At 43.6% G+C, this 20646-nt stretch carries 17 protein-coding genes, 1 tRNA gene and 1 pseudogene; 12 read left to right on the top strand and 7 right to left on the bottom strand.

What is annotated here, in order from left to right:
• Window positions 1-375: 375 nt before the first annotated feature.
• Both MgSA37_RS25855 and rbsK read right to left on the bottom strand, forming a co-directional pair.
• Complete coding sequence (locus tag MgSA37_RS25855; RefSeq protein WP_096356425.1) at window positions 376-3717, bottom strand: vitamin B12-dependent ribonucleotide reductase; 3342 nt, start codon at window positions 3715-3717, stop codon at window positions 376-378.
• 299 nt (window positions 3718-4016) lie between these two features.
• Complete coding sequence (gene rbsK / locus MgSA37_RS25850) at window positions 4017-4913, bottom strand: ribokinase (RefSeq protein WP_197706045.1); 897 nt, start codon at window positions 4911-4913, stop codon at window positions 4017-4019.
• A gap of 196 nt (window positions 4914-5109) precedes the next feature.
• On the opposite strand from rbsK, the gene MgSA37_RS25845 reads away from it, so the two are divergent.
• The 4 genes from MgSA37_RS25845 (at window position 5110) to MgSA37_RS25830 (ending at window position 9636) form a co-directional block, all read left to right on the top strand.
• Window positions 5110-5541, top strand: a complete 432-nt coding sequence (locus MgSA37_RS25845) for a hypothetical protein (protein WP_157750746.1) — start codon at window positions 5110-5112, stop codon at window positions 5539-5541.
• 89 nt (window positions 5542-5630) lie between these two features.
• The gene (locus tag MgSA37_RS25840; RefSeq protein ID WP_096356419.1) at window positions 5631-6713 is read left to right on the top strand and encodes a hypothetical protein; all 1083 of its coding nucleotides are present in this window, start codon (window positions 5631-5633) and stop codon (window positions 6711-6713) included.
• Entirely contained in the window at window positions 6713-7291 is a 579-nt protein-coding gene (locus tag MgSA37_RS25835; RefSeq protein ID WP_096356417.1) for a hypothetical protein, read from the top strand. Before MgSA37_RS25840 ends, MgSA37_RS25835 begins: the two co-directional genes overlap by 1 nt.
• Before the next feature lie 74 nt (window positions 7292-7365).
• Complete coding sequence (locus tag MgSA37_RS25830) at window positions 7366-9636, top strand: Tex family protein (protein ID WP_096356416.1); 2271 nt, start codon at window positions 7366-7368, stop codon at window positions 9634-9636.
• Window positions 9637-9693: 57 nt separating this feature from the next.
• Here MgSA37_RS25830 and MgSA37_RS25825 read toward each other — a convergent pair whose 3' ends face one another.
• Complete coding sequence (locus MgSA37_RS25825; protein ID WP_096356414.1) at window positions 9694-10170, bottom strand: Lrp/AsnC ligand binding domain-containing protein; 477 nt, start codon at window positions 10168-10170, stop codon at window positions 9694-9696.
• A gap of 151 nt (window positions 10171-10321) precedes the next feature.
• On the opposite strand from MgSA37_RS25825, the gene MgSA37_RS28465 reads away from it, so the two are divergent.
• Window positions 10322-10433 (top strand) — tRNA-Asp (locus MgSA37_RS28465).
• A 450-nt stretch (window positions 10434-10883) separates the two neighbouring features.
• Here the strand turns inward: MgSA37_RS28465 and MgSA37_RS25820 are convergent.
• Entirely contained in the window at window positions 10884-11390 is a 507-nt protein-coding gene (locus MgSA37_RS25820; RefSeq protein WP_096356412.1) for a porin family protein, read from the bottom strand.
• A gap of 338 nt (window positions 11391-11728) precedes the next feature.
• The gene (locus MgSA37_RS25815) at window positions 11729-12304 is read right to left on the bottom strand and encodes a porin family protein (protein WP_096356410.1); all 576 of its coding nucleotides are present in this window, start codon (window positions 12302-12304) and stop codon (window positions 11729-11731) included.
• Window positions 12305-12491: 187 nt separating this feature from the next.
• Between MgSA37_RS25815 and MgSA37_RS25810 the strand changes: the two genes are divergently transcribed.
• From MgSA37_RS25810 to MgSA37_RS29820, 4 genes and pseudogenes are all read left to right on the top strand, one after another.
• A complete protein-coding gene (locus tag MgSA37_RS25810) occupies window positions 12492-12707 on the top strand; it encodes a CsbD family protein (protein WP_096357752.1) in 216 nt (71 codons plus the stop codon).
• A gap of 62 nt (window positions 12708-12769) precedes the next feature.
• Entirely contained in the window at window positions 12770-14515 is a 1746-nt protein-coding gene (locus MgSA37_RS25805) for a S41 family peptidase (RefSeq protein WP_096356408.1), read from the top strand.
• Window positions 14516-14972: 457 nt separating this feature from the next.
• Window positions 14973-15920 (top strand): NHL repeat-containing protein, encoded by a 948-nt coding sequence (locus MgSA37_RS25800; RefSeq protein WP_157750745.1) that lies wholly within the window; start codon window positions 14973-14975, stop codon window positions 15918-15920.
• Window positions 15872-15985: pseudogene (locus tag MgSA37_RS29820) on the top strand (putative Ig domain-containing protein); the annotation flags it as partial. The gene MgSA37_RS25800 and the pseudogene MgSA37_RS29820, both read left to right, overlap by 49 nt.
• 83 nt (window positions 15986-16068) lie before the next feature.
• Here MgSA37_RS29820 and MgSA37_RS29265 read toward each other — a convergent pair.
• Entirely contained in the window at window positions 16069-16236 is a 168-nt protein-coding gene (locus MgSA37_RS29265) for a hypothetical protein (protein ID WP_232010732.1), read from the bottom strand.
• On the opposite strand from MgSA37_RS29265, the gene MgSA37_RS29260 reads away from it, so the two are divergent.
• The 3 genes from MgSA37_RS29260 (at window position 16235) to MgSA37_RS25785 (ending at window position 19588) form a co-directional block, all read left to right on the top strand.
• Window positions 16235-16534: an NHL repeat-containing protein gene (locus tag MgSA37_RS29260; protein ID WP_232010731.1), complete on the top strand. Its 300-nt coding sequence runs from the start codon at window positions 16235-16237 to the stop codon at window positions 16532-16534. The two genes, MgSA37_RS29265 and MgSA37_RS29260, sit on opposite strands and share 2 nt — an antisense overlap.
• Before the next feature lie 53 nt (window positions 16535-16587).
• A complete protein-coding gene (locus tag MgSA37_RS25790; protein ID WP_157750744.1) occupies window positions 16588-18894 on the top strand; it encodes a cadherin-like beta sandwich domain-containing protein in 2307 nt (768 codons plus the stop codon).
• A 166-nt stretch (window positions 18895-19060) separates the two neighbouring features.
• Complete coding sequence (locus tag MgSA37_RS25785; protein ID WP_096356401.1) at window positions 19061-19588, top strand: hypothetical protein; 528 nt, start codon at window positions 19061-19063, stop codon at window positions 19586-19588.
• A gap of 64 nt (window positions 19589-19652) precedes the next feature.
• On the opposite strand, the gene MgSA37_RS25780 is transcribed toward MgSA37_RS25785, so the two are convergent.
• Window positions 19653-20444 (bottom strand): SGNH/GDSL hydrolase family protein, encoded by a 792-nt coding sequence (locus MgSA37_RS25780; protein WP_096357750.1) that lies wholly within the window; start codon window positions 20442-20444, stop codon window positions 19653-19655.
• Window positions 20445-20646: the final 202 nt, after the last annotated feature.

Raw genomic sequence — 20646 nt, 5'->3', positions numbered from 1 at the left:
TTTTATTTACTTTATATTGTAGTTAAACGCTCTTCCTTCCGTTGTCCGGTACTGATAATATATTTGAAAATAAACAAACAACGCAAATCCATAAAAAAAGTCCCGGTGCACTACTCCCGGGACTCACTAAAATTAAACTATAAAACTGAACACAAAACGCCGAATCGTTAAAAGGTCATTGGGTCATTGCGTCATTTAGTCATTGCCTGTCTCGTTTCATCACCGCTGGCCCCTGCCGCTAAGCAGGTATAACCTTTATAGTTGTACTGTATGTTTCTCACCAATCCTCTTCTCACTAAATTATCATTTCACAAATTCATCACTCATCAACCAATCCCACTCAATAATTCACTAACTCACCAATTCAATAATTATCTAGCTGCATCCCATCGAATTGCCGCAGTTTAAACACTTGTAACAAGTTCCTGAGCGTACGGTAGTATGCCCGCAGGTATTGCATGCCGGGGCATCACTTTGTACGCCCATGGTAATATCAACACTGTATTGTTTTTTTATGCTGATCTTTTGTTCCGTCATTGCCGGTTTTTCTGCCGGATGATAAACATTCGTTTCATCGGTATTCACATCGTCATCAATCATCTGCGGGTTGCCGGTAATGCCGTTTTGTTCGGTAATTACATGCACCAGGTCGGTGCGGTCCTGGTATTCGTAACCCAGCATCCTGAAGATATAGTCGATGATACTGGTCGCGCTTTTAATATTGGCATGGCCAACCACCATCCCGGCAGGTTCAAAACGGGTAAAGGTAAATTTCTCCACATATTCTTCCAGCGGTACGCCATACTGCAGGCCCACCGAAACAGCGATGGCAAAGCAGTTCATCAGCGAGCGGAAGGTTGCGCCCTCTTTGTGCATATCCACAAAGATCTCGCCCAAAGTGCCGTCTTCATATTCGCCAGTGCGTACATAAACGGTTTGCCCGTCAATAATAGCTTTTTGGGTGTAGCCGCGGCGTTTAAATGGCAGCACTTTCTTTTGCACCACGCGGCTCAGCTGGCGCATAAAGGCGGTATCTTTTGATTTCTCCATAATCGCCATGGCTGCTTCCAGCACCTGGTCGGGGGTAAGGTCGCTTAGCTTTACATTGGCTGCTTTGCCTAATACCTCTTCAACCGTTTCCAGTTTGTCTTCCGAAACTTCTTCTTTATCTTCTTTTACATCCGATTTGGTAGACAATGGCTGCGACAATTTACAACCGTCGCGGTAAAGCGCGTTGGCTTTCAAGCCCAGGCGCCATGACAGTTCGTAGCAATCTTTGATCTCATCAACCTTCGCTTCATTAGGCAGGTTAATGGTTTTGGAGATAGCGCCCGACAGAAAAGGCTGTGCCGCTGCCATCATTTTAATGTGGCCATGCGAATGGATATAGCGTTCGCCTTTGGCTCCGCATTTATTGGCGCAATCAAATATCGGGTAATGTTCTCTTTTCAGGTATGGGGCGCCCTCAATGGTCATGGTGCCGCAGATGTATTCATTTGCTTCCGCAATCTGTTTGTTGCTGAAGCCCAGGCCCCGCAGCACGTTGAAATCAGGCGCATTGTATTGTTCGGCGGTAAAGCCAAGGCGTTTCAAACATTCTTCGCCCATCGACCAGATATTAAATGCAAAACTGATCTCGAAAGCCGAAACGATACCTTTATCAAGTTTTTCTAATTCATCATCACTCAGGCCTTTTGATTTCAGGCTGTCGAAATTGATATGCGGCGCCCCTTTTAAGGTGGCTGCGCCTTTGGCGTAATTGATGATAGCAGTAACCTCATGTTCGGCATAGCCCAGGTTGCTCAATGCTTCGGGTACTGCCTGGTTAATGATCTTAAAATAACCGCCGCCGGATAGTTTTTTAAATTTAACCAGCGCAAAATCAGGCTCAATACCGGTGGTATCGCAATCCATCACCAAACCGATAGTGCCTGTTGGGGCAATAACGGTAGTTTGCGCGTTGCGGTAGCCGTATTTTTCGCCCATTTCTACTGCTTTATCCCATGAGTTGCAGGCAGCTGATAGTAAATAATCAGGGCATTGGATCTGGTCGATGCCCGGAGGGTGGATCTCCAACCCGTCAAAATTATCTGTCGAGTTATACGCCGCGTAGCGGTGGTTGCGCATTACACGCAGCATGTGCTGTTTATTATCTTCGTAACGGGCAAACGGGCCTAATTCTCTTGCCATTTCGGCGGAAGTAGCGTAAGCGGTGCCAGTCATGATAGCGGTGATGGCCGCAGCAATGGCACGTGCCTTTTTGCTGTCGTAAGGGATGCCATTCACCATTAAGGCCGAACCAAGGTTGGCATAGCCTAAACCAAGGGTGCGGTAATCATAGGATAGCTGCGCCACTTCTTTTGCAGGAAACTGTGCCATCAATACGGAAATCTCTAACACGATGGTCCAGATGCGGCAGGTGTGCTCAAAGCCTTTTACATCAAACACGCGGGTTTCTTTATCAAAAAAGTGTGCCAGGTTAATGGAAGCCAGGTTACAGGCTGTATTATCCAAAAACATGTATTCAGAGCATGGGTTTGACGCGTTGATGCGACCGCCTTCAGGGCAGGTATGCCACTCGTTAATGGTGCTGTCAAACTGTACGCCGGGATCGGCACAGGCCCAGGCGGCAAAAGCAATATCATCCCAAAGCTTTTGTGCGGGTATAGTTTTAACAGGTTTGCCGGTCATGCGGCTGGTTAAATCCCAGTTAGTTTCGTTTTTTAATGCTTTAAAAAAGTTATTGGGGATGCGAACCGAATTATTGGAGTTTTGACCGGATACGGTTCGGTAAGCCTCGCCTTCGTAATCAGAAGAATAGCCGGCGGCGATTAAAGCCGCCACTTTTTTCTCCTCTTCTACCTTCCAGTTCACAAAGCTTTCAATTTCCGGGTGGTCCAAATCAAGGCAAACCATTTTAGCCGCCCTGCGGGTAGTACCGCCAGATTTGATGGCCCCGGCTGCGCGGTCGCCTATTTTAAGGAACGACATTAAGCCGGAAGAATAACCGCCGCCTGATAATTTTTCACTTTCGCCGCGGATTTTGGAGAAGTTCGTGCCTACGCCTGAACCATATTTAAAAATCCGCGCTTCGCGAACCCAAAGGTCCATCACACCGCCTTCGTTTACCAGGTCATCCTCAACGGAGAGGATAAAACAGGCATGCGGCTGCGGGCGCTCGTATGCAGATGTGGATTTACTTAATTTTTTGGTAGTCGGGTCAACAAAATAATGACCCTGCGGTTTCCCGCTGATATTATAGGAACTGTAAAGCCCTGTATTGAACCACTGCGGCGAGTTTGGCGCAGCCAGCTGCCCGGTAATGGTATAAACAATTTCGTCGTAAAATATGTCGGCATCTTTTGCTGAAGCGAAGTAGCCGTAGCGCATTCCCCAGTCTTTCCAGCAATGTGCCATGCGGTGGGCAACCTGTTTAATGCTTTTTTCGGATCCGGTTGAGCCGTCAGCCAATGGAACGCCGGCTTTACGGAAATATTTTTGGGCAAGGATATCTGTTGCCACCTGCGACCACGAAGCCGGAACTTCTACATCATTCATTTCAAATACAGCATCGCCTGAAGGGTTCCGGATCACGGAGGCGCGCATCTCATATTTAAATTGATCGAAAACGTTGATACTATCCCTGGTAAAATGCCTGTTTACCTTCAACCCGCCTGTGTTCTCAGCATGTGTATTTTTGTAGAGTTCGCCTCCCATATCCGTAGAAATTTAATGATCAGAAAATAATTTAAAAAAAACTAAAGAGCGTTTTACTCAAATCTATCAGTCATAAAAGTCCCCTGCAATTTGTAGTTTTCCACACGCTGTTGGGAAGTGCCATATCCTATGTCCCAAAAAGGCAAAACATGTAATTTACAATGATTTAACGTTGTGGAAAGATAAGGTTTGGGTTGATTTATGCGTTAACGGGCGAAATTGAAAAATTTATGAATGTAAGTGTGTCTCTGAAAAAATGGTCTTACGCTGATGCTAAAACCCGGGAAGTTGAGGAAATATTACAATTCACTCCTCATCGGCGCCGAGGCCTGTGCCCCCATCCTGGTTACCGAAATAGCCGCTGCTTTGCAGGCAAAGGCAACCGCGTCTTCCGGACTAATGTTTTCGGTAAGCGCTACAGCCAATGCGCCGTTAAACACATCTCCGGCGGCGGTGCTGTCAATGGCCGTTACCGTCGGTGATGGGATGATCTTATTCAATAGATTATCATGATGATAGGCCCCTTTAGCGCCCAGGGTGATGATCACATTTTTTACGCCTTTAGTCATTAATATAGCTGCCGCTGCTGCCGCGCTTTGCTGACCGGTAACTTTTATGCCGGTTAGCAATTCAGCTTCAGTTTCATTTGGGGTGATGGTATGTACATATTTAAAAATTGCATCGTCCAACACGCAGGCGGGGGCCGGGTTTAAAATAACCCTCGCGCCTTTATGGTGGCACTGTTCAATCGCATAGGCTACCGTTTGGATGGGGATCTCCAGCTGGATCAAAACAATATCGCCGGGTTTTATTTGTTCGATTACTGTTTCAAGATCAACCGGTTGCAGGTTTCCGTTGGCGCCGGGCGCTACGGCGATGCTGTTTTCGCCATTAACATCCACCAAAATAAGGGCTACGCCGGAAGGATGAACGGGATCGGCACAGATAAAATCCGTATTGACACCTACATCTTTAAAACCCTGCACGGCCTGCCTGCCAAAAATATCATCGCCTACCTTACAGGCAAAGGTCACTTTGCCGCCAAGTTTGGCAGCCGCAACAGCCTGATTCGCGCCTTTGCCGCCGGCAGTCATTAAAAATTCGCCGCCAAGGATAGTTTCTCCCGGCGCAGGTAATTTCTCCGACCGGATAACCATATCCGTATTGGAGCTGCCGATTACAAATATTGATGACACTGGGTTGGGTGTTATTGGTACAGCAAGATAGGGAGATTTAATTGAAACCCAATCGGATTTATAAAAGATGCACCTTACTAACTCTCAAATTCACATTCACAAAACTGCAGTATTAAAGGTTAAACGCCCGTTATTAATTTATTGCTATATTTATGATTGATTCTGATCCTTGAAATTTCAAACAAACCTATTCGCTTTGAAGCCTTTACTAATTTTATCCTTTTTTATTATAACATGGAATTGTTCATTTAGCCAAAACAATGATCGCGATAGTATTTCTCGCGCTGTTGTGAAACGCATTGTCAAAGAGGAAGGTATAAAACTGTCCCCTGAATTTAAAGGAAGTGCGTTGGACCATATCAGAATTGGTTTGATAAGTGGTGACAAAACGGCACTGTTAAAAATAGCACCCTACTTGGACAGCACAGAGAAGCTGACTGAATATTTGGGATACCATATACTGGAAACTGAAGAACGACAAATCGCTCAAAGGCTGATAATTGAAAATTGTATCTTTTTGAATACTGAAATAGTAATCAGCAATAAAATCACCGGGAAATCTTTTTCATCTTTCTATGAAAAAACAAAAAGCGGATCAACTTTTCCAGCGATGCGGGCGCGTTCCTGATAACGCCACTGAAGAACAGAAATGTTAGTTATGAGATTCAAGAGCTATCAGTAACAGAAAAAACTAAATTAAAAGAGAGTGCAAGCGCCTTGTTAAATTTACCATGGGTTAAAAAAAACAATATCGATCAATTAATCAGCAGTAAAAACTCTTATGCGCTTTTTAAAATTGCAGCAGAACTATTTAAAGACAGGAATCGTTTTGATAACTATCAATCAGATGCAAAGAATTATATCGATTTGCTTGATCTTTTAACCGGAACCGAAACCGGCGTTGATAATGAATATCAAAAAATTACTTTTCATATTGATAAAGACTACGACCCCGTATCCAAGCTTAATTTATTGATCTATTTTGCAAAAAACTATCCTTTTTATAAATGGAATGAAAAAGCAGGTAGATTTTACGCCTCCAACATTAAGGTTGAACCTATCGAAAAGGAACGTGTTTGTTTTCAACTGTTAAGTTCAAAAGTTGACTCGGTTGCTTTAAATGCATTTTTAAAACTGACAACCGGGGACGTTGAAAGAGTACAAAAATTAGCAGATGAGTTTGACAAAGCCGACATGGATCACAATTGGGTTTTGCCAATTTTTCCCTTTCGTTTTCTGAAACAGATGGTTACCTTAACCGCCTATTGCAAAAATAATAATATCGATTTTGAAGGTGGCCCCGAAGTTCTGGACAATTGTAACAGACTGAATAGCAAAGTATCCTTTCCTCAACGTTATCAACTCGAAAATAAACTGATCAATACATTGTCATTAAATAATATCACCGCATATGAATACTGGTTTTTGGTTTATGAACAATCGGACGACCTTTCTTATTCCGCAGGCAGGATACTTGACGCCTTCTATTCAAAAAATTGGAGCAAAATCGTCAACGACAAAAAGCAATTAGATCTCTATCTCAAAAAATCAATCCTGTTTGAGAGGCTAGGAATAATTGGGATATGCAATAATTATCTCAATAAGTTTATTAATGCTGATTCGGCAACGTTAAACATGCTTAAGCTAAATGTTTCTTCAGATCAGGATATTAACTTTCAAGTGACAAAAGCTATCAAAATAGGCGAACGAATACAGCCTTTTAAAGTTGCCTCAAAAAATATAACGGGGGTAACTATGATACCGTCGTTAATGATTTTGAAAAGAAGCTGCCGCAATTGATGCATCTGAAGATAGATTCCTGGGATCGGGATGAAAAGGTTTCAACATTGCTTTCCAAAATTAACTACAATCAGGTGGGCGTTGCCTTAAAGCTTATTGAAAACTATTCATTTAAAAGGAATGATGATAAATACACTTTTATGGATCGAGACTTTGGCTTTTTCAATTGCGACTTTAGTGATCCGGTTATAAGAAAGGACTTTTTGGACTACTACGGCACGCACAATGAATGCGAAATGTATGCGTACTACCTTGAAAAGGCTGGGATAATGTATAAAAATGAAAATCAATCCATAAACTACGATAAGATCTATGAGATGTTAAAGTTTGATGCAGCTAATGCTTTTGTTGGCGGAGGTGGAGCAACCCGTGATAACGAGGTTTATTTGCTGATTAAATTACTAGAGTTAAATTTTAAAACCACTCTTGGTTTTCCGTGTAAACTTTGCAATTCTGCTAATATGAATGGCTGCAATTCTTTAGAACGCGCAAAAGAGTGGAGGAATTACTTAATGGAAAATAGGTTATTAAAATTAAGCCATAATGAGCCGGAGTCGTTTAATTGCCCGGAGAATTAAAATTCCTTTTTTGTTGATAACCTCCCCTTGAATATTCCCCCAATTCTGCTCAACTTCGCAGTCCAAATTTGATTATGAATACCCATTACAAAAAGATCGCTTCCGAGTTATCTATAGCCGAAAAGCAGGTAAGCGCAACCGTTGATTTATTGGATGAAGGCGCTACGGTCCCCTTTATTTCGCGTTACCGCAAGGAACTGACAGGTACTTTGGACGAGGTGCAGGTAACCGCCATCCGCGACCGCATACAGCAATTGCGCGACCTGGATAAACGTCGTGAAGCTATCCTTAAATCGCTCACTGAAATGGGTAAACTGACGCCTGAACTGGAGACGCAGATCAATGCTGCCGAAACGATGGTGGCCCTGGAGGATATCTATTTGCCGTACCGCCCTAAAAGAAAAACGCGTGCCACTACCGCCCGCGAAAAAGGCTTACAGCCCCTGGCCGACCTGCTGATGGAGCAAAAAAGGATTGATGTGGAAGCTGAAGCCGCTAAATATATTGATGAAGAAAAAGGCGTAAAAAGCCTGGAGGAAGCACTGGCAGGCGCCAGGGATATCCTTGCCGAATTCATCAGCGAAAATGCGGAAGTGCGTACCCGGATGCGGAACCTGTTTATTGAAAAAGGGGTTTTCCAATCGAAAGTTGTGGAGGGCAAAGAAGAAGCGGGGATTAAGTATAAAGATTATTTCGATTGGACCGAACCTGTAAAAACCGTTCCCTCGCATCGCATATTAGCCATGCGCCGTGGCGAAAAAGAAGAAATATTATGGTTGGACCTGAAACCTGAAGAAGATGAGGCGATCGACCTGCTCGAGAAAGCCTTTGTTACCGGCAACAATACCAGTGCCGACCAGGTAAAACAAGCTATAACTGATGGCTATAAACGCCTGCTGAAACCATCTATGGAAACTGAGGTGCGTTTGTTTACCAAAAAGAAGGCAGATGAAGAAGCGATAAGGGTATTTGCAGAAAATGCACGCCAGCTTTTATTAGGCGCGCCGCTGGGTCAAAAACGTACCATGGCGATAGACCCCGGTTTCCGTACGGGCTGCAAAGTGGTTTGTTTGGATGAACAAGGGAAACTGCTTGAATATACCGCCATTTTCCCGCACACCGGCCCGGGCCAGGCCCGTGAGGCAGAAAAAACCACCAAACATTTGTTCGAAAAATATAACATTGAGGCTATCGCGATAGGTAATGGTACCGCAGGAAGGGAAACGGAAGTTTTCATCCGCAACCTCAACCTGCCCAACGCTGCCATCGTGATGGTAAATGAAAGCGGGGCGTCTATATATTCAGCGTCGGATGTGGCAAGAGAAGAATTTCCGGAACAGGATATTACGGTAAGAGGCGCAGTATCTATCGGCCGCAGGTTAATGGACCCGCTGGCTGAACTGGTAAAAATCGACCCAAAATCTATCGGTGTGGGCCAGTACCAGCACGACGTGGATCAAACCAAACTCCAAACCTCGTTGGATGATACCGTAATGAGTTGCGTAAACGCTGTTGGGGTTGAATTAAACACCGCATCAAAACAAATATTAGCCTATGTATCGGGTCTTGGCCCGCAGCTGGCACAAAATATTGTAGAATACCGCAACCAGAACGGTGCATTTAAACGCCGCGACCAGTTGAAAAAAGTGCCGCGTTTAGGCGATAAAGCTTTTGAACAGGCAGCAGGTTTCCTGAGGATCCATCACGCGGAAAACCCACTGGATACCAGCGCTGTACACCCGGAAAGATATGCTTTGGTAGAGCAGATGGCCAAAGACCTGAAGTGTTCCGTTAAAGAATTGATGGGTGATGATAAGCTGCGTAAAAGCATTCCATTGTTAAAATACACCTCAGAAACAGTAGGCTTGCCTACCCTGAATGATATTATGGCCGAATTGGCCAAACCCGGCCGCGACCCACGCGAACAGTTTGAGGCTTTCAGTTTTACAGAAGGGGTAAATTCTATAAACGATTTAAAAGTCGGCATGAAACTGCCGGGCATCGTCACCAATATCACCAATTTCGGCGCTTTTGTGGATATCGGCGTTCACCAGGATGGGCTGGTGCACCTAAGCCAGATAACCAACCGGTTTATTAAGGATGCCAACGAAATATTAAAGGTTGCCCAAAAAGTGGAAGTTACCGTAACTGACGTGGATATTAACCGCAAGCGCATTGCATTATCTATGAAAGAGAATGAGCCAAAACCTGCCGAAAGGGAAAGAAGAGAGCCTTCGCGCGAACAACGACCGGCGCAAAAACCCGTATTTAATAAAAAACCGGCACCGCAGCCAGAGAGCGACCTGCAAATTAAACTGGCTGCTTTGAAAGATAAATTCAGGTAAACTCCCACAGACTTACGAAGTTTCTAAAACTTCGTAAGTCTCAAGATTATTTGTTTTTTACTCCAAAGTGATCTGCCTGCGGATACTTTCTTCCAGTGAAATGAAAGTTTCAGTCCGCTGGATGCCTTTAACACCCTGGATTTGTTCATTCAAAACTTCACGCAAATGAGTTGTGTCATGGCACACAATTTTGGCGAAAATGCTGTAGCTGCCGGTAGTGTAATGGAGCTCGACGATCTCTTTTACGGTCTTCAACTGCTTTACGGCATCATTATATTGTGAGCCTTTTTCCAGGAAAATGCCCAGGAAAGCGGTGATATCATACCCTAATTTTTGAGGATCTACCTCCAAACTGGCACCCTTTATCACACCCATTTCTTCCAACTTTTTCATCCTCACGTGTATAGTTCCGCCGGAAACGATCAACTCTTTAGCAATCTCAGTGTACGGAGTGGTCGCATTTTTCATTAATATTGATAAAATCTGTATGTCGAGATTATCAATTTCTAAATTTTGAGCTTTTCTGTGGGACATAAATTCGGAAAATTTTATTTATATACAAGAATAATTAAAATCTGATAAAAATACAAATATTCTATTGAAATATTTGCAACAAATAGATAGTCCTGTTAGATTTGTATCAAGCCAATGACAAAAGCCGATCGTTCTTTTTAATAATACACAATGTTGGGTGGTGAAATTTTAGGCAGACACACCTCCTTGTCCCGGTGGCGGAGAATATGGAAAACCCGAAGCGGGCTAACCACTCTGTGAAGGTTCGAATCCTTCCCCAACAGCTAGTACTAAGTCGAAAGTCCTGAGTCGAAAGTCTGAAGTCAGATTTTTACTTAAGACTAAGGACTCCAGACTTAGGACTAAACAGAATGTAGGATGGTGAAATTTTAGGCAGACACACCTCCTTGTCCCGGTGGCGAAGATCATGGGAAACTCTTAGCAATAAGAATAACCACTTCTTGAAGGTTCGACCCCTTCTCCTACAGCTCTTCTCATAATTTAGGTTTATAATTGGTTAGCAAAGGCCCCTGCCCATCAGGGGCTTTGCTTATATATAGGGTTTTTATTTGTTAGTTTGACAAATAAAAAAAGTCCTGGTTCATCGCCGGGACTTTTTTTATACTGCCAGTTTATTCAACATTTACTGCTTATGCATTATTTAAAGTAGCACTAAAGGATCTTATACCCTATGCTCAAGGCCCAAATGTTCTGCACCTGTCCGTATTTGGGGTTTATTTTATCAATACCCCCTGGTAACGCAAGTCAGCAGTAATACTCCCGAAATCAACGCCTGCACCCACCTGGTAGCCGTAATTATGAGGCTTATAAAAGCTGAAATCCTTAAAGGTAGCATTAAAACCGTCGGAAAAACTTTCATTCTTGCTCATCACACCTACTAAAACAGGCCCGGCAAGCAACCTGAAGTTTAAATCAGTGGTTCCAAATGATTTTCCCAGCAGCAGGGGGAAGTTTATATTGGTAAAGGTTACTTTTCCGGTGCCGCTGGCGCTGCTGAATTGTCCACCGGTGCCATTTACATAAAGTTCGGGCTGCAGATACCAGCTTTTACCTATTCGTGCAAATGCGCCAGCCTGGTAGCCTGTAACAGTGGACGAACTGACATCGTTCGCACTGATACTTGAAAAATTAACGCCTCCTTTTATCCCAAGGGAAAACTGTGCTTTAGCGCTGATACAAACTGTTACCAGGAATGCCGTACTTAATAGGATCTTTTTCATATTGGCTAAAATTTTTGTGAATAATAAGTGTACGATTATAGATAAGTGATTTTTTTGGTTTCGTTCCGGATCAATCAAGCCAGCTTAACTTAATGGTATGCTATTTTTTTGGTTAACGGCCTGCTATTAAATAAATTACAATAAACAAATAAAATTTGAAGACATTCTGTTTTATCAATTCATCGCCTAAAGATATTTATTTATTGCAAATAATAAATGTGTGGCTCCAACGCATAAGGGTGCTTTTTTAGTAAGGGCTGGTTATAGGGCCAAAAAAAAGTCCCGGCGTAAATGCCGGAACTTCTTATTTCAAACGGGTTACAATACTGTCGCCAAACTTAGAGGATCTTAAAGCCGACGCTCAGGGCCCATAAATTTTGTCGTTGCCCAAAATCGGGGTTTACATCGGTAAGGTTTCCTTCGTAACGCAAATCTGCAGTAATGGCGCCAATATCAACGCCAAAGCCGGCCTGGTAGCCCAGCGTACTGTTGCGGTAATGCCCAAAATCATTGTAAGCAGTACTAAAGTTTTGCGATAAACTTTCGTCCCTGCTTAACACCGAGGTGTAAATAGGGCCTGCCATTACCCTGAAGTTTAAATTGCTGGGGCCAAATTTGTAACCCACCAATAATGGCACATTTAAATTGGTGAATTTTACGTTGCCGCTGTAGGCATTGTCATTTGATTGAAAATGGCCGCCGGTGCTGCTCACATAAACTTCGGGTTGCAGGTAAAGGCCGGTGCCTATCCTTGCAAACAAACCTGCCTGGTAGCCGGCAACACTCGAGCTTTTTAAATTGTCGGAGTTGATGGTTGAATAATTTACACCACCTTTAATTCCCAGGGAGAATTGCGCCTTCGCGCTGATGCATACCGCGATCAGTAAGGCCGTACTTAAAAGAACTTTTTTCATAGTATGTTATTAAGTTATTAATCCTATGCCATGCGCAGGTTAAGCCCTGTTTGATGGCATAGCTTTGATTATTTGATTGCCAAAGGGCAACCTGGTTTAATAATTACTTTCAATAAACAATAGCCTTGCCAAATTTTTGAGCGTAACCCGCTTGTATTTTTATATTTTTGCTAAAAATAATTTAACAATGGCCGAGATAAGCATCACCAACAAGGATTGGGAACGTGTAAAAATTAAACTTCAAAGGAAATACAACCACCTGACTGACGAACAATTGCAATATACAGAGGGCCAGGAAGACAGCCTGATCACTAAAATAATGGAATTGGTACACCGCGACAGGAATTATGTACTATTTACCCTTAAAAAGGCGTTAGTAAATATTGATAATAACAGGCTGTAAATCAATAGGCGCCAGTTAAAGATCTCCGGGGTTTTTTGTAGTTTTATATTTTAAATTTGAAGATGAATAAGGGAAAAGTGCTATTTAAAAAATACAGAAAGCAAATTTTTTTTGGCGGGATATTAACGCTTGCGGTAGCTACCTGGAGTTTTAAGGATGATCTTTTCCAGATCTCAAAAAACCTGGATGTGTTCGCTTCTGTATACAAAGAGGTCAATATTAACTACGTTGACGATATCAACTCCGAAAAAATGATAAAAACAGGTGTTGATGCCATGCTGGATGGTCTCGACCCTTATACGGAGTTCGTCCCCGAATCCGAAATAGAAGATTATAAACTGCATTATGTGAGCACACAATACGGCGGTATCGGCGCCGGAATATTTGCACGAAAGAGTAAAGTATATGTATCGGACGTGTTTGAGGGCTTCCCTGCCCAAAAGGCTGACATAAGGCCAGGCGACGAATTGGTTAAAATTAATGATATTGTACTTGAAGGTAAAAATAACGATCAGGTAGGTATTCTTCTGAAAGGCGCAAAAGGCGCCACCATAAAATTGAGCGTACGGCGCGGATCTGCTCCGGTTTTTGATAAAACGCTGGTACGTGACGAAATCAAACAGCCCAATGTTTCCTATTATGGCATGGTTGACGGCAATATGGGTTATATTAAACTGGATAAATTCCTGGAGAACTCTGCCGACGAAGTTACGAATGCGCTATCCCAGCTAAAAAAGAATAACCCCAACGGCATTATCCTTGACCTCCGCTCCAACGGAGGCGGTATTTTACAGGAAGCCGTGAAAATAGTGAACCTGTTTGTCCCCAAAGATGTTGAAATCGTATCGCAGATAGGAAAAATAAAAGAAAAAAATTTCACCTACAAAACTACCGGGACGCCAATGGAACCCGATTTGCCATTAGTTGTACTGGTTAACAGCCATTCAGCTTCCGCATCCGAAATTGTTGCCGGGTCGTTGCAGGATCTTGACCGGGCCATTATCATCGGCCAGCGAAGCTATGGCAAAGGACTGGTTCAGCAAACCTTCAATTTGCCCTACAACAGTTTGGTGAAGATCACTATTGCCAAATACTATGTCCCCTCTGGCCGTTGCATACAGGCGATTGATTATACGCACCGCAAGGATGACGGCACTGTATTGAAGGTTGCCGACTCGCTGATCCATGAATATAAAACCAAAGACGGGCGCTCTGTTTATGATGGCAGCGGCATTTACCCGGATATTTTTATCAAACAGGATCATTTTGCTAATGTAACGGAGGCGCTTGTGGGCAAACTGCTGATATTTGATTACGCTACCCGCTACCGCGACACCCATTCGAGCCTGAATGACCCGCGTACTTTCAGTTTATCTGATGCTGATTACGCTGAATTTGTGAAGTACCTGGACGATAAAAATTACAGCTATAACACAGGATCTGAAAAGTTATTGGCCGACCTGAAAAAAGAGGCTACCAAAGAAAAACAATTTACAGCCATTCAAAGTGAATATGACGCCTTAAAGACCAAAATGGATGCCAGCAAAAAAAATGATTTACAACTGCATAAAGATGAAATAAAACAAGTGCTGGAGAACGAGATCGTGTCGCGCTATTATTTTGAAAAGGGCCGTTACGAAACTAATTTTAAATATGATAAAGAGCTTGCCCAGGCCGTAAAAGTGATGCAGGACAAGCAAATGGTGGCATCCATCTTAAAAGGCGAAGGCACATACAAAGTGATCGGTAAGCCTGTGCTGGCCATGGTGGGTAAAAAGGCTGCCGATGACGATGCGGATAACAAATAAATTCAAAAGCATATTCCTGCGGGATATTTATTGTATTAGCTAATCTGCATCCTTAAGAGATAATAAACAGTTTATATGAAAGCAGTCCCTTATTGATAGGGGGGTGCTTTTTTTGTCCCCTATAATCCCCAACCTTAATAATTCTTTCAAAACAATAGAATATATTGTTTTGAAAGTCGCAAGCTTTTTCGCAGTTGAAAGCAACATATGATGAGCATCAAATGATAATGTGTCTTATATTTTTGTTTAATCCGTTGTTATTCAATAATTTCGTATAGGTTTATAAATTACACCCTCCATAAAACAAAAACCAGCTATTAATAACCTTAGTGGATTAAATTTGACAGTTTAAAGCGCCTGGAGATTCCCCTTTAATTCAGGCATTTTCTGTTGTTTCCAGTTAAAGGTGTTTTATTATAAACCTTGTTTAGATCATATAATACTAAATGATAGTACCGTGAAAAAACTTTATCCTTTCCTTAGCACAGCTCTTTCCGCAAAACAATTGAGGCATTTAGCCGCAATGGCGGTCATTTTATGTTTTGCAGTGTTGTTGCCAGTTGAATTATTTGCGCAGGCGCCTGTGATCAGCTATGCAACGCCGCAAACTTATACTGTTGGTACAGCCATATCCCCGCTTGTTCCGTCAAATACCGGGGGAGCTATCGCTACCTCTATTACCCTTGCTTCCGGCGCTTTTACACCTGCCGCACTGGCTGTTGATACCGCAGGAAATGTTTATTTTGTGGATCTTGTGCAGGGCGTGAAAAAGATCCCTGCTGCGGGAGGGCCGCCGGTGAGCGTTGGTTCAGGGTTCAGTCAACCAATCGGCGTAGGCGTTGATGAGGCAGGAAACGTGTATGTTGCGGATAAAGGTACTCACGCCATATATAAACTTCTTGCAGGCGGCGGGGTTGTTACTGTTGCCTCAGGATTGGGCGGGCTCACTGCGATGGCTGTTGATCCCGCCGGCGATTTATTTATAAGCGATGGGAGCAATACATTTAGTATTCCAGGTACCGTCAATTTTCAATGCAATGGTTGTAAACCTACCGCAATGACGGCGGACGGCCAGGGAAATGGGTATTTTCTTTCCGGAGCCAACAATAGCAACCTGTACGAGATGCTGAATATCACCGCCGTAATCCCACTTCATAACCCGCTGGATATCGCAGCTGATTTGCAGGGTAATATATTTTATACTGCGCTTAACAGCAATTTAATAAAAGAAATTCCCTTCGGCGGTGGAATTCCAGTCAGCTTCAGTTCGGATATTGCGAATCCCCATACGATAACGGTTGACAAAAAAGGCAATATTTACGTCGGCAGTTCCGGCCCAACAAGCGTAATCCAAAAATTTATCCTGGTGTTTATTCTGTCAATAAAGCACTGCCGCCGGGCTTAATTTTAGACAAGCATACCGGAATTATAAGTGGTACACCCTATTTAAACGTCCCTGCCACAGATTATATAATCACAGCCAATACCGACAAAGGCAGTTCGTCAGCCTCACTCCGATTAACCGTAAATCTGCCTGCAAAACCCAATATTAGTTATACCAATCTGAAAGGATACGCGGTCGGCACAGCAATTACCCCTGTTATACCATCAAATACAGGTGGAATAGTACCGGTCAAGGCACCGGTTACCATCGCTACGGGGTTTGATATCATATCCGGCATGATGGTCGACAGCCTCGACAATTTGTTTATAAGCGACATGGTTAATAATGAAGTAAAAAAAATCCCAGCAGGCGGAAACTCGACATCGATTGTAGCTTCCGGATTTTATTGGCCCACCGGATTAGCAATGGATGCTTTGGGTGATATTTACATCAACGACTTCTTAAATACGGCTATAAAGGAAATTCCGGCTGACGGCGGGCCGGTTACTACCCTGTTATCCGGTGTGCGTGTAGAAGGATTCGTATTAGATGCCTCAAAAAACATGTATTTTATTGAGCAAGGGAAAACTACGATAAAAAAATTCCAGCGGGCGGGGGGAACCCCGTCACTATAGGTACAAGTACGGAACCTGTGGGTATTACGGCAGATGCAGCGGGAAATGTATATGTGGCAGATTATATAGACAAGGCAATTAAGAAAATCCCAGCAGGCGGGGGCTCTATCTCTACGATAAGTACGTTTACTGACCCTATTGGCAGTGAACCTATACCCATAACAACCGACGTGGATGGAAATGTTTATTATGCAACCAAAAACGCGGTATGGAAAATCTCTGCGGACGGAGGCGCTGTAGTTCTTTTTGCGACAGGAAATTACGCTTCTGTTATGGCGATAGACAGATTTGGGAATTTGTTTATGAATGATGGGAACAGCGTTATTATAATAAATTCCGGTGGCTATACTATTGACAAGCCTTTACCTGCCGGCTTAAGTTTTGATAAAACTACGGGGGTTATCAGCGGGACACCGGTTGCATTAAGCCCCGCAAAAACGTATACGATCACCGCTTATAATGCGGCTGGCAGCAGTTCGGCAACCATAAATATTGATAAAACAGGTGCATCGGTTAATCTTAGCGCCCTAACATTAAGCAGCGGCACCTTATCTCCTGTATTTGATCCCCTAAAAACGAGTTATACAGCAACAACAACCAGTGAATTTATCACCGTAACCCCGGTAGCTACAGATGCAACAGCAACTATTAAAATAAACGGAACGGACGTACAGTCAGGCAATGCATCGCCTAATATAACTTTAAACCCCGGCATTAATACCGTAAACATTGTAGTAAGCTCGGTTGGGGGAACCGCCACCAAAACCTATTCTATAACGATTACCAAGGAAGCATCGGGGTATGCATTGCTGAAAATGACACTGAGTACAGGTTCAGAACTTACCTATGTGTCTACTTCAAGCCAGGTGAATTATTTTTCAGCCTCGGTAACACCGGGAACCGCATCGCTTACCTTAACGCCAACGGCCAGCGCCCCCGGGGCTACAATAACAGTAAACGGAACACCTGTTACATCAGGAACAGCATCGCAAAGCATCGCGATTAATACCAATCCCACTATTATTACAGCGGTGCTTACCGCAGCCGATGGCATTACCAAAAGAACCTATGCTGTTTCGGTTTACAAAAATGGTTCAAGCGATATAAGCCTGAAGCAGATGACGCTCAGTACAGGGTCAACCCTTACTTATGCTTCCGGTGCAAACCAGGTGGCTTATTTTTACGCGTCGGTATCGCCGGGCACTGCGTCGCTTACCCTGGCACCTACGGCCACTGATCCTAACGCCACGATTAAGGTTGATGGTACGCCGGTAACGTCGGGAACAGCTTCGCAAAGCATTGCGCTGACTACCAACCCCACAATTATTTCGGTACAGGTAACGGCCCAGGATGGGGTTACCCAAAGAACGTATGCTGTATCCGTCTACAAAAACGGTTCAAGTAATGCTATTTTAAGCAACCTGACACTGAGCACGGGTTCGGACCTTACTTTTGTTTCCAACGCAAACCAGGTGAATACTTATTCTGCCTCGGTAACACCGGGCACCAATACGCTTGGGGTAATCCCTACAGCCAGCGACCCGGGCGCTACGATAACAGTGAACGGTAGTCCGGTAGTATCCGGATCAGTATCGCAGCTTATCGCAATCAATGCCAACCCTACAGTCATCCCGGTAGAGGTTACCGCCGCGGATGGCATTACCAAAAGAACTACGCTTTTATTTGTTTACAAAAACGGCTCCAGCGATGTCAGCGTGTCAATGACGCTGAGCGCAGGTTCAATGCTTACTCATGTTTCCGGCGCAAATCACTCGAGTAATTTTTCAGCAACGGTAGCAGCGGGCACCACTTCAACCACCCTGACGGCAGTACCCAACACCCCTGGCGCTGTAATTACCGTGAACGGGTTACCGGTAACTTCCGGAGTCCCATCGCAAAGCATCGCGTTGAATACCGACCCGACAATCATTACGGTGCAGGTAACGGCCCAGGATGGGGTTACTACCCGGACCTACTCCATATCAGTAACGCATGCAGCAGGCCAGGTATTCAACAGTATTTATGAAGCAGTGAGTGTAAGCAACCCCATCGATAAGCCGCAACTAACAGGGGAAGAGATCAACGTTCACATGGGCCTGTCGCCTAATGGAGACGGCATCAATGATTTTCTGCTGATAGACGGGATTGCCAATTATCCCGATAATAAACTAACCATTATAAACCGGGCCGGGCAAGTAGTGTTTGAGGCTAAAAACTATGATAACAGCACCAAAGTATTTGACGGGCATTCCACTAAAAACGGGAAACTGCAACTACCCGGTACTTATTTTTACGCGCTGGATTACAAGATCAATGGAATTGCCAGGCACAAAACTGGATATATTGTGATGAAATATTAAAAGAACGCATACCCGTTATTTAGACTTTTTAACCTATGGCGCCTTGTTTTAAGGCGCCTTTTTATATAAAAAAGGGAACATCTTTTCCTGCTGTCAAAAAAATAAAATAAAACAAAATTGACTATTGGTGCTTTTTATGGTCTATCCAATAAACGATTTGAAATTTATGAAAAAACTAATTTTTGCAGCCGCTATATTATTTGGCTGCTTATTATTCAAAACAGCCGATGCGCAACTCACTATAAGTGCGGGCGTAAACATCGGCAACCAGCCCTCATGGGGGCCGGTAGGTTATAACAATGCCCGGTATTATTATATTCCTGATATTGATGCTTATTATGATGTGCCTGCACACGTTTATGTTTACAGGGAAAACAATGTTTGGGTTCATCGTGGCTATTTACCCCCACGATTCCGCAACTGGGACAGGTACCATAGCTACAAAGTGGTAATTAACGACCGCAACCCATGGGAGCGCCACGAACAATGGAGAGCCCGCTATGCAGGCTACAGGGGTCGCCGCGACCAGGTGATCATCCGTGAAAGCCGAGACGGGCGTTACCGCAACCATTGGAGAGGTGATGAAGACCGCAGAGACAGAGGTTATGGCGATCGTGGCAACAGGGGACGTGGTGATCAAGGCGACAGGGGACACGGTGATCATGGTGACCGCGACCACGGCGACAGGCATTAATCGCACTTAAAATAAAATTATATAAAGGCAGGCTGATGAAAATTGGCTTGCCTTTTTTTTGATGCTATCGCTGTTTAAGCACTTTGAGAATGGCTTTAGCCCAAAAAGTACCTAAAGCCGCTGCGCCTTTTTTATTGGGATGCAGGTAAAATGTACCCTGGTGACCGTCTTCGGGGGTGAGGTCGGTTAAATAATTTTTTTTGAAATAGCCGAAAGCATCTGTATCACCAACAAATACTTGTTTTGGCTGCGTTTTGGCATAATCAGCAACCAGTTGGTCAATCAGCGGGATATAGCTTTGCAGCCTGGATAGGCCTTCCTGCAGGTATTTGGCGCCATTATAGGTATTTGGGCTGTACCAGATAGGATGCTGAAAAATGATGATACATCCCGGAAATTCCTTTAACAGGTTATCGGCTATGGTTTTTAAATTTTGCTGATAGGCCCCGGGCGCAACCGGCGAGCCGTTTGGCCCCTGAATAGCGCTGTCATTAGTACCTAACTTGATGGAAAATATAAGTTGCGCCTTTTTATCTTCAAATGCTGCCGCTGCCACCTCCACTTTTTTGAAGGCAGTACCTGTAGATGGTAAAAAATCAACCGTGGTAAAACCGCTGTATCCCTGGTTTGAATAGTTAACCGTACGGATATTGGCCTGTTTCCTTAAATATGCGGTAGCAATAACCGGTGGTGCGTCGTCCAGCGGATCATCAAGATTAGCCCCGTGTGTAATACTGTTGCCGATAAAGACAATGTTGAGGTTTTGTTTGACGGTTTGGGCGGAGGAAGAATACACGCAGATTGCTCCAGTTAATACCGTAAGTAAAAACGCTTTAGTTAAATTTATCTTAAACATTGATTTTTTTTTAATTCTAAACATATTAAACTTACGATGCTTACAAAACTCTGTAAGTTTTTTCAAATGCAATCATAAAACCAATTTATTTTCTCCGCCGCCTTAATATCCTATAAATCACCAATACTATCAGAAGTATAAATAAGGCAATCTCCCACCAATTAAAAACCAGGTCGAAAGAAAACCCATCAGATACATCATC

It is taken from the genome of Mucilaginibacter gotjawali (assembly GCF_002355435.1).
Lineage (GTDB): Bacteria > Bacteroidota > Bacteroidia > Sphingobacteriales > Sphingobacteriaceae > Mucilaginibacter > Mucilaginibacter gotjawali.
This window is presented reverse-complemented; position numbering and strand designations above follow the sequence as displayed.